At 43.0% G+C, this 9,176-nt stretch carries 8 protein-coding genes and 1 riboswitch; of the genes, 3 read left to right on the forward strand and 5 right to left on the reverse strand.

Annotation, left to right across the window (positions count from 1 at the left end; translation table 11 throughout):
- Nucleotides 1-82 precede the first annotated feature (82 nt).
- Nucleotides 83-194, reverse strand: a riboswitch (TPP riboswitch).
- Nucleotides 195-292: 98 nt separating this feature from the next.
- From L3V36_RS08890 to L3V36_RS08905, 4 genes are all read right to left on the reverse strand, one after another.
- Nucleotides 293-1,210: an EamA family transporter gene (locus L3V36_RS08890; RefSeq protein WP_208775389.1), complete on the reverse strand. Its 918-nt coding sequence runs from the start codon at nucleotides 1,208-1,210 to the stop codon at nucleotides 293-295.
- Between the two features lie 85 nt (nucleotides 1,211-1,295).
- Nucleotides 1,296-2,024, reverse strand: coding sequence for an AraC family transcriptional regulator (locus tag L3V36_RS08895; protein WP_029405824.1), 729 nt, complete (start codon nucleotides 2,022-2,024; stop codon nucleotides 1,296-1,298).
- A gap of 244 nt (nucleotides 2,025-2,268) precedes the next feature.
- The gene (locus L3V36_RS08900) at nucleotides 2,269-2,520 is read right to left on the reverse strand and encodes a DUF2999 family protein (protein ID WP_009844829.1); all 252 of its coding nucleotides are present in this window, start codon (nucleotides 2,518-2,520) and stop codon (nucleotides 2,269-2,271) included.
- Nucleotides 2,521-2,650: 130 nt separating this feature from the next.
- On the reverse strand, nucleotides 2,651-3,748 hold the full coding sequence (locus L3V36_RS08905; protein ID WP_208775387.1) for a YdcF family protein: 1,098 nt from the start codon (nucleotides 3,746-3,748) through the stop codon (nucleotides 2,651-2,653).
- Between the two features lie 483 nt (nucleotides 3,749-4,231).
- Here L3V36_RS08905 and L3V36_RS08910 point away from each other — a divergent pair, with 483 nt between their 5' ends.
- Together L3V36_RS08910 and L3V36_RS08915 are read left to right on the forward strand one after the other, a co-directional pair.
- Nucleotides 4,232-4,906, forward strand: coding sequence for a glutathione S-transferase family protein (locus L3V36_RS08910; protein WP_208775386.1), 675 nt, complete (start codon nucleotides 4,232-4,234; stop codon nucleotides 4,904-4,906).
- A 689-nt stretch (nucleotides 4,907-5,595) separates the two neighbouring features.
- Complete coding sequence (locus L3V36_RS08915) at nucleotides 5,596-6,144, forward strand: mechanosensitive ion channel family protein (protein ID WP_017092057.1); 549 nt, start codon at nucleotides 5,596-5,598, stop codon at nucleotides 6,142-6,144.
- Nucleotides 6,145-6,293: 149 nt separating this feature from the next.
- On the opposite strand, the gene L3V36_RS08920 is transcribed toward L3V36_RS08915, so the two are convergent.
- Nucleotides 6,294-7,853, reverse strand: coding sequence for a winged helix-turn-helix domain-containing protein (locus tag L3V36_RS08920; protein ID WP_065681694.1), 1,560 nt, complete (start codon nucleotides 7,851-7,853; stop codon nucleotides 6,294-6,296).
- Between the two features lie 490 nt (nucleotides 7,854-8,343).
- On the opposite strand from L3V36_RS08920, the gene L3V36_RS08925 reads away from it, so the two are divergent.
- Entirely contained in the window at nucleotides 8,344-8,823 is a 480-nt protein-coding gene (locus L3V36_RS08925; RefSeq protein ID WP_017094086.1) for a porin, read from the forward strand.
- Nucleotides 8,824-9,176 lie beyond the last annotated feature (353 nt).

A 9,176-nucleotide genomic window follows, 5' to 3' on the forward strand; every position in this document is an offset into this window, starting at 1 on the left:
CTTACAAGACGTAGGAGAACGAACACCGATCGAAGGAGAAGTCGCATTGGATTCATGAACAGTCTTCATGAGTGCAGACGTAGATCGAGTGCTTATAGTTCCCTACGCCAGTGTTAACTGAATCAGGTTCAACGGGTCTCGACTAACGATCTCAGCAAACACCAAATAAGGTATATGCCCCCCGACTATTGATAGCGATAGTAACAGCACTCTCACAACTGAGATACTGATTTTATTCAATTATAAGAATTACGCATGAATAAACTTCAATTAGGCACTACAAAACAAACACTTATAGTGTTCTTTTAGCTGGCTTCGACTGTATAAACAAGCACAGCACAATCAGAAACATACCTAACCAACCTATAAAAGGAATCAGCTCACCGACAACGCAGACGGCAAGCACCGCTGCAACTACTGGTTCAAACAGAGTCAGCAGATTGGCGCTACTCGCGGTCACGTGGCGTAAACCAAAACTGAACGCGATATAGCCCAAGCATTGTGGGATTAACGTCAGATAGCTGATGACTAATACGTTAATCTGCGAGGAAAACAGGTTCTCCCCCGTAAACCAGAGCGTTGGCAGCAACAGCATCGCACCAAGGCCAAAAATACTACCCATCGCCGCTTGAGACTCAATGTCCTTGTCTATGAGTGCTTTTGTCGCCCAAGAATAAATGGCGTAACACAACCCTGCGAGTAGACCTAAAGCAATCCCCAACAGCTTGAGATCATCACCTGACTCATTCGTAGCTGAAGATTCTGAAAACACCAACAATCCAATACCTACCACACCAATCGCAAAACTAGTGAGCCAACGTTTGTTGATATTATTATTTTTGCTAATCAGACACTCTAACAGTGCCGAAAAGAAAGGTGCGGTCGCAATCGAAACCACTGTACCAATCGCCACGCCTGATAATTTCATTGAAGAATAGAAAGCTAAAGGATAGACCGCCAAAGCCAAAGCGCTCGCTGTCAGCAGCTTCTTGTTCTGCAAAAGTTTGTCGAAAGCGAATAGGACTTTTCGATACGCCAAGCCCGCTTGCATTAGGCCACCGACGCCCATAGAGAAAGCACCAATCGCTAATGGGCTTAGATTAGGCGCAAAGCTTGCGGCGGTGCCTGTCGTGCCCCATAAAATAGAAGCAAACAAGATGGCTAAAGTGCCCGTTTGGAATTCGTTAACGCGATTGATGGCAAGATTCATTTCTATTACCCAATTTTCAGTTCTGAAATAGATAATAGTGAAGATTGATAGAAATTAGTTTGCTGAAAGGACGCTATTGTTGTTTCTAAAGACTGTCTTTCATTGAGCCTAGAAACGCCCTTGGAGACATGCCAAAGTGCTGAGAGAAGCGACGACTGAAAGCAGACACATCACTATACCCCACATTTTCAGCAATCAATTGAACCGGTAAATCGGTATGAGTTAACAAGGCTTGGGCTTTCTCCATACGATAGCGAGTGATGTATTTAAGCGCACTGATGCCCAGGCACTCTTTGAAGCGTTTTTTAAATTGAGTGGGACTCAAACAGGCCGTTTCTGCAAGTTGTGAAATGGATAACGGCTGGGTGTAGTTATCCGCTATCAATCTTTGTACCGCACGGATTCTTGGGTCGATGCTCTTGCTCACTTGTTGTTGCTCTAACAGCAATGAAAACACATCCAAAACTGATGACTCAATGCCACTGTCGACCTGATATTCCAACTGCTTCTCAACAAACAGCAAGAAGCTCATCAAAGGTGGCGTTATCGTGAAAACCGAGAGCTCATGTTCTAACAAGTGCTGCGGCAACTCTGCCATATCCGCGACAATAAACCGCGCTGCTTCATCCGCCTTAAACGCATGCGCGGTGGTTACTGGAATCACCACACATTCGCCTACGGCCACCTTGCCGACATACCCCACCATTTCGATATTGATACTGCCTTGGATCGGCAATACCAGTTGATGATGGTCATCATGAGCATGGGTATTAAATTGCTTGGTGTAAGATCGAATGCTTAAGCTAGATTTCATGAGCAACGCCGGAGTAGATCGGTTCAGAACGAATTAAAACACGAAAGTACATGATTTGAACAAGTGAGTCACATCGGGTTGGCATTTGTTAGTACCCTAACCCATTCTAATGACGATCAAAAAAGCCGCTCAAGCATCAATCACAATGCTCAAACGGCTTTTTATTAGAGTCTAATTAGCGCTGCCAAGAACCGTTAGCCAAACCGGCTATCGCTCATGAGCTCAATCGCTAGATCACACTCGATTATTTTTGAAGTTGCTCTTTAGCCGCTTCAACCTTAGAAAAATCTAGGCCAAGCTCTTCAACTGCTTCTTTGATTAGCGCAGGGTTTTGCATTACCTGACCCATCAGCATTTGAAGTTTGTCTTGAGGTAAACCAAGTTGGCTGATTGTCGCCATTGCTGCAAGAGGGTTCTCTGTCAACGTCTTGAAAATCTCGCTGATCTGCTCGTCGCTGATATTGTTCTCTTTCAACATTGCTAAAATCGGGTTCATTTTTTTGCCTTTGAAACACTAAATTAAATAGGAGCACAGCATATCATCTAGCTGTGCTCGATTGTACTAACAAGTGAAGCTTTGGTTTAACGCGAACGGTGCTTTTCCCAAACTCAAATGATGCTTGGGCTTAACGAGATTCCAGCGGGTAAGAACGGTAGCTCCACATGCCATAAGTTCTGAGAGCATCACGGTAGATACCTAATAGCTCACCACTGCTCGCTTTCTTAAGATCTTCTAACGGCTTATCTGGGTAAGAAACCGTATCGAAGGTAATACCCTGAGGGCCCGTTTGCCAGCTCGCAATTTCAAACAGAGTTTGACCACGACGAACATGGCTTGCCGAGCTAATAATGGTCGCGTGTTTAATATCATGACGAGCAAGCGCATAGCTACTGAACAAGGCGTTGCCTACCGTGCTGGTCGCGTAGTTCTCTTCAATGATGCGGTCTTTGCTTACCCCTTTTGAGATAAGCCAATCCGCCATTAACTTGCCTTCAGTCTTATGATTCTTTGGCACTCCGCCCGTCAACACGATCATCGCATCAGGGTTAGCTTTCGACATTGCTAATGTGGTTTCAAGACGTTCAATCAAGATTTCATGCATAGAGCCATCAGGGTTAAGCGCGTAGCCCAAAGTGACGATGGCACCGTGATCGCTCAACAGTCCCTTATCTGCAGACTCTTTAAGAGGTGTTTCTAACACGCGGTCAACCGTTGCAAAAATACGTTTGATGTCTTCAGCCTTGCCTTTATTCAGGCTTTCCAGTTTATCCATGTGCTTGTTGGATTCACTTTCATTGCCTTCAAATCTTTGCCAAACCGCAAGATACGCATGCAAGTCGACGTCGTCTGGCGCAACCGTCAGTGCTTGTTCAAACAACTCAATAGCGCGTTCTGCGTTCTTGTTGTAGATCTGAGCGTTCGCCGCCGAAATCAACAAGTCAGTACGGTAAGGTTCTAGCTGGTACGCTTCTAACAATCGGTTAGTCACAATTTCCATGTTGCTTGGCATTTTAGCCGTGAAGCCCGCGTGAGAAATTCTTGCCGGAGACTTAAACGCCTGCAACGCATCAAGAAGTAGATGGTCTACAACTTGTCGCTTAGTCACCAACTGTGCGTAGTCCGCAGAAGCCTGTACAGCGCCATCGTTAGCAGCAAAAGAATAAGGTGTTGCGCCAAAAGCGAGCATGCCACCAAGAGCGAGGGCGATAATGTTCTTTTTCATGGAAAGATCCTGTGTCGTTAAGTGTTTCACATCAGATTTGCTCACCAATGTAAGCCCCCAAGATTAAAAAACCGTGAACCAAACCTTACTCTCCAAGGTTGATATTCATTTGTTGCATAAGGTGTGGCTGCAGATCACGATTTTATGCGACAGAGTAGGCTCAAATATCCAGATAGCTTCGAGTTATGAGGAGCTCCCTTGATACTTTGGAATATTAAACTTCGACCCCCTACATGCCTATTCCATCTAAATCCGTAAGCTTCGAAGCTCAACCTCGAATCTAAACGTGCGTTTATGTTCATTATTTCAGCAACTTAAAACGCGATTCCCCTACCAGTCGACGCTAATTCACGTTTACACAGCCAAGTTCAAAGGCACAGAGTTTGGTATCAAATCAGTCAATTCACAGAAAATTCAAAAATCATTTATTGAACGATCGTTCAAGTGATGCTTTAATGAATGACCAATACAAGGAGTTACCCCATGCTTAAGTTCTATTTTCACCAAACACCCAACCCAATGAAGATCGCTCTGTTTTTAGAAGAGACAGGTCTAGATTTTGAACTTGTTCCTGTCGATACCTTAAAGGGTGAGCAGCATTCACCGGAATATCGTTTGATCAATCCAAACGGCAAAACGCCTGCGATTGAAGACGAAGGACAACGTGTATTCGACTCTAACGCTATCCTGCTGTACCTATCTGAGAAAACAGGCAAGCTAGCTGGTCAGCCAGAAGACAGAGCTGAACTATTATCTTGGATGATGTTTATCGCCAGCGGACTTGGTCCATACTCTGGCCAATCAGTACACTTCCGTCATGCTGCACCAGCAGGCTTAGATTACGCGGTAAATCGTTATCTACGCGAAGCGCAACGTCACTACGAAGTGTTAGAGAAACATATGGAAGGCCGTGAGTTTTTCGTCGGAAATGAGTACACCATCGTCGATGTCGCGGCATGGGGTTGGATTGATAAAGCACCGGTTGTGCTTGGTGAAGAAGGCTTAGAACCTTACCCGAACTTGAAGCGCTGGTTCGATGCAATCAACGCCCGCCCTGCTGCACTGCGTGCTCGCGAAATCGGCAAAGGCTTTGAGTTTAAAACCGAACGTGATGAAGAGGCGCTTAGAGCGTTATTCCCGTCTAACTTCGCTGAATAGCAATAATAGTAACAGTAACAGTAACAGTAACAAGAACTCTATTACCGACACTCACCAGTCAAGCGTTCAGAAAATGAATACGAAGCTCAGTTCCATGCTGAGCCGTATTGTCAAAACAGAGCTTGATTGGTGAGCTAAGATCGTTCTTCAATCAAGTTCGCCGGTTATCAAGTTTGCCTGTTATAAAGCAATTCTTATCTATTTCCTTTAAAGCCTTTAGAAGCAGTGCCGATTCTCGATTTCAAGCGTGTAGAAACAGACGTTGCGCGAATACGACCAACTACTGTCCAGAAAATTATGAATTGAGTAATGAGTAAGGTCAGCATCTTAAAAGAACCTCATTCCTAACGGCTTTGACTGCTTGGTTTTTCGCCTTTTATGGATATAAATAAACACTAACTTTATAACTATGATTGTCATGACTAACTCGATGATGAACAAAGGAGCGCTTATTCTACAAATTGAATGACATCAGACATCACAGAAGGCTTACATATCAGTTATAAAAATATAAACAAAAAATAAAGTACTACTTATCAATAGCTTGTTACTAAAATCCATATCGACAAGGTTTATTGAAATCAAAAACGGCTTCTATTCATTTCTCGTATTATAAAACGATAATCGTTTGATGATGCGCACATTCAAGCAACTATGCACAATAACGGCTCATCACAATTGAGGTCGTTATGCCGAACTTTCTAGTCCACATTTTTAATACACTAAAGCAATATGATTTGCTGCTTGCCCTTGTATTTATTCTTGCCTATTGGCTTCTCAAGCGCTTTATTTCGACGACCGTTATCAACCTTGCACAGGTAAAGTCTGTCGCGACGACACGCACAATGTTCATCATTCGCTGCTTCAACATTTTCTCGTTCATACTGCTGTTTGCGACCTATATCATCGTCAGTGGAATTGGCTATGGGAACTTCACCATTTTCATCTCGTCCTTGGTGACGGTTTTTGGTGTCGCCTTCATCGCCCAATGGTCAATTCTGAGTAATATCACCGCGAGCTTTCTGATCTTCTTCGTATTCCCTTACCGAATTGGTGATTCAATCATTGTTGCAGATGGTGATGATATCGAAGGAAAGATCCTTGAGATTAAGATGTTTCATACTCTAATCAAACACCCAAGCGGCAACTTAATTGCTTACCCAAATTCTCTGCTGTTGCAGAAAAGCGTAACTAAGGTATTAAAGAAGAACTCTCCACGTACAGAAAGGCCCCGGTAACCGAGGCCTTATCATGTAATAGAGAAGCGAAACGCATTAGTTAGCTTTTGATTGCTGTATCTAGTGCGATTGCTGTTTCTAGTTCGATGGCTATTTCCAGTGCGGCTGCTAATTCTAGTGCTACCGCTTTTATCTGCTTTTAACTTTCACTATTTACCGTCAACATCGAGTTTGACGCCCTGAAGTTGTTCAATCAGTTTGTCTAAATTACTGTCAAAGAACAACGGACCGGCTAGCGTCAATGCAATCGGTGAAGAGGTATTTTGTGTCGCTTGCAGATACAACTCTTTGGCACCCGTGATATGGCCACGCGCCTCTTCTGCTTTAGCCATTAACAGATAAGTCAGAGGGGTATGTTGATTGTAAGGAATCGACAACAAAATCTGTAACGCCTTATCAGGATCACTTTGAGACAGCGCTAATATTGCGTTCGCTTCACAAACACGAGGATTGTTTCCTCGCTTAAGAATGGCAGACAAAGATGAGGAATATTGCTCGTTCAACGCCTTAATTCTAGGTTGAATATTTTCCTCATCTTTAGAGAAAACCGCCAGCACTTCACTTATGTAACTCACTGAAATAGCATAAGCGTTATCTGGAGCCAGCGCTCTGGCCTCTCGAAAATGCTTAAGCGCCATATCAAAATCCACGGTGCTATAAGAAACCCCAGTCGCAGACATCAACGCCTTAACCGACTCTTTATCCTGTGGGAACACAGAAATATTGCGCTGTAACTCTTCTTCAGGTACATCGATATACATAGCACGCAATAGATCGTCGATCATCGCTGGAAACGTCTCATGGAAACGAGCAAAGTTGGTGGAATAACGACGATTTAAATGCACGCCTCCCGACGCTCGGTTGACATACTTCACCAATAGCCGTGTTTTCTTCCCGTCACTGCTTTTCGCCGTAGAGATATTAAACTCAATCGCGGCCAACTTCTTATGCTCATCAGACTTAACCACTCTGATATTGCTATAAAAACCAATATGTTCAATCAGCTTAATTACGATCCCATAGAGCTCTGGCTGCGCCTTAACCTCTTCCGTTACATTCAATACAACATAACGAAATTCATAATGACTTAATGAGTGAGTCGAACTTGCTTGCGAAGGGCTTTGTTTGTTCTGAGAAAACCACATATATGATGATTGTAAAACAATGACAACCGCCAAAAGCGCCAGTATGTAATGCAGCTTTCTACTTCTTGGAGAATTTTCTGATGGCTTTACATATCTCTCTTCCCGACCTTCTCTTTCGACAAACTCTTGGGTTTCAAGCGTTGCTTGGCGTTCATTAACATCAAGCTGCTCAGTTTTTTGGAGAGCAGGTTTTTGGGAAGCTGGTTTTAGGAAATCAGGTTTTTGGAGCTCTACTTTCTCAACTTTCACTTCACCATCAAATCGGTAGCCACGCTTTGGAACGGTAACAATATAACTACTTGTCCTTTTACTGTGTGTTTTCAGAACTTTTCGTAGTTCAAATACCGCCTGAGTGACAACTTGATCAGTTAATACACTGCCATTCCAAACCTCCTCAATTAACTCATCACGCGTATGAGTCAAACCCGGGTTCAAACATAAGAACTCAAGCAATTTAGTGAGGCGGTTATCAATCGTAATACACGAATCAGCAAACTGAATCTGCCCTTCGTTAGGCATAAACTGCCACTCATCTACGATAAAACTGATGTTTTTCTCAAGCATTCACGTTCACTCACTCTTTATGGCTCTTCTTATCGTCTAAACATAGCTGCAATCCAATGATTTTGCTGATAATTTCGACCTGTTGTGTGTGATTTTTCACAATTTTCGTTTCAGCCGACATCATTCAGAGGCATTTCCATAAAATTCACGGCGGTTATCGTGAAAACCCAGAACAAGAAAAAATTAATACGAGTTGCCTTAAAATTTTCTCAATTAAAATGGAGCCTAACTAGCTGTAATAATTAACTTTATATTTTCTTGATATTGAAGTTATGAAATTTTATGAACTGGTGAGCTTTACGTTATGTCAGCGAATTACAAAATCTGCATGATAGCTCCACACCGCAAGTGAGGGGCGACATGCAAACGAGAGAAAGGCATAACGTTCCCTGTAGTCACTTGCAATAAGGACATAAGAATTGATGTAGACACATCACCCGCTGAAGGATTAGGGAACATTAGTTAACCTTTATATTAAGAGCTTTAAACCATGAAACTGAACAAATTTATTCTTCCTATCGCTGCTATCTTCTTCGTAACTCAAGCAAGCGCTGACCCATATATTGGTGCTAGCTACCTATATTCTGAGTACCAAGCTGAAAGCGACAATACAGATTTCAGTGATGAGAATAGCGGCTACAGCCTTTACTTAGGCTACCAGATTAATGACCTACTATCGGTTGAAGCTGGATACGCGGATTTTGTCGATACACACAAAGACTTCGAACACATTTATTCAGATGCATGGTTAGCAAGTACAAAACTAACACTACCTATTACGATTTTTGACGTATACGGTCGTCTAGGCATCGGTCACTTCCAAAGTAACCTAGGTGATACAGACGACATTTACTACGGTGTGGGTACGGGTGTTACTCTAGGTCCTGTTCGTGTTGCACTGGAATACACAATGTACGAAGCAAAAATCGTAGACAACAGCTACGCACTAAGCGCTGAATTCCGCTTCTAATAGGGTAATCATCAAGGCTCCCTAGCCTTCCCTACACAATGAACACCATCAAGCCTCTGACATACCATCAGAGGCTTTTTGCGTTGAATTTAAAACTGAACGTGATGAAGAAGCGAAACGAGCACTGTTTCCTTCGAATGATGAGACGTAGAAGAGACTTGAGGTTTAACTGTCCGAAATTACAGGGCACCTCAAACACATTTCTGGACAAAAACGCGTTAAACTCAAAACTCTAATTCACTTAACTGATATTAGAAAAAGTATCTTGAAACCTTAAAGCTGAGAGGTTGCTACGGCGACGTTGAACAATGAGTCTTAGATCTCTAATCAGTCACGTTAGTATGGGTGAAGCC

The sequence above is a fragment of the Vibrio sp. G-C-1 genome (assembly GCF_021728015.1).
GTDB classification, from domain to species: Bacteria; Pseudomonadota; Gammaproteobacteria; order Enterobacterales; family Vibrionaceae; genus Vibrio; species Vibrio splendidus.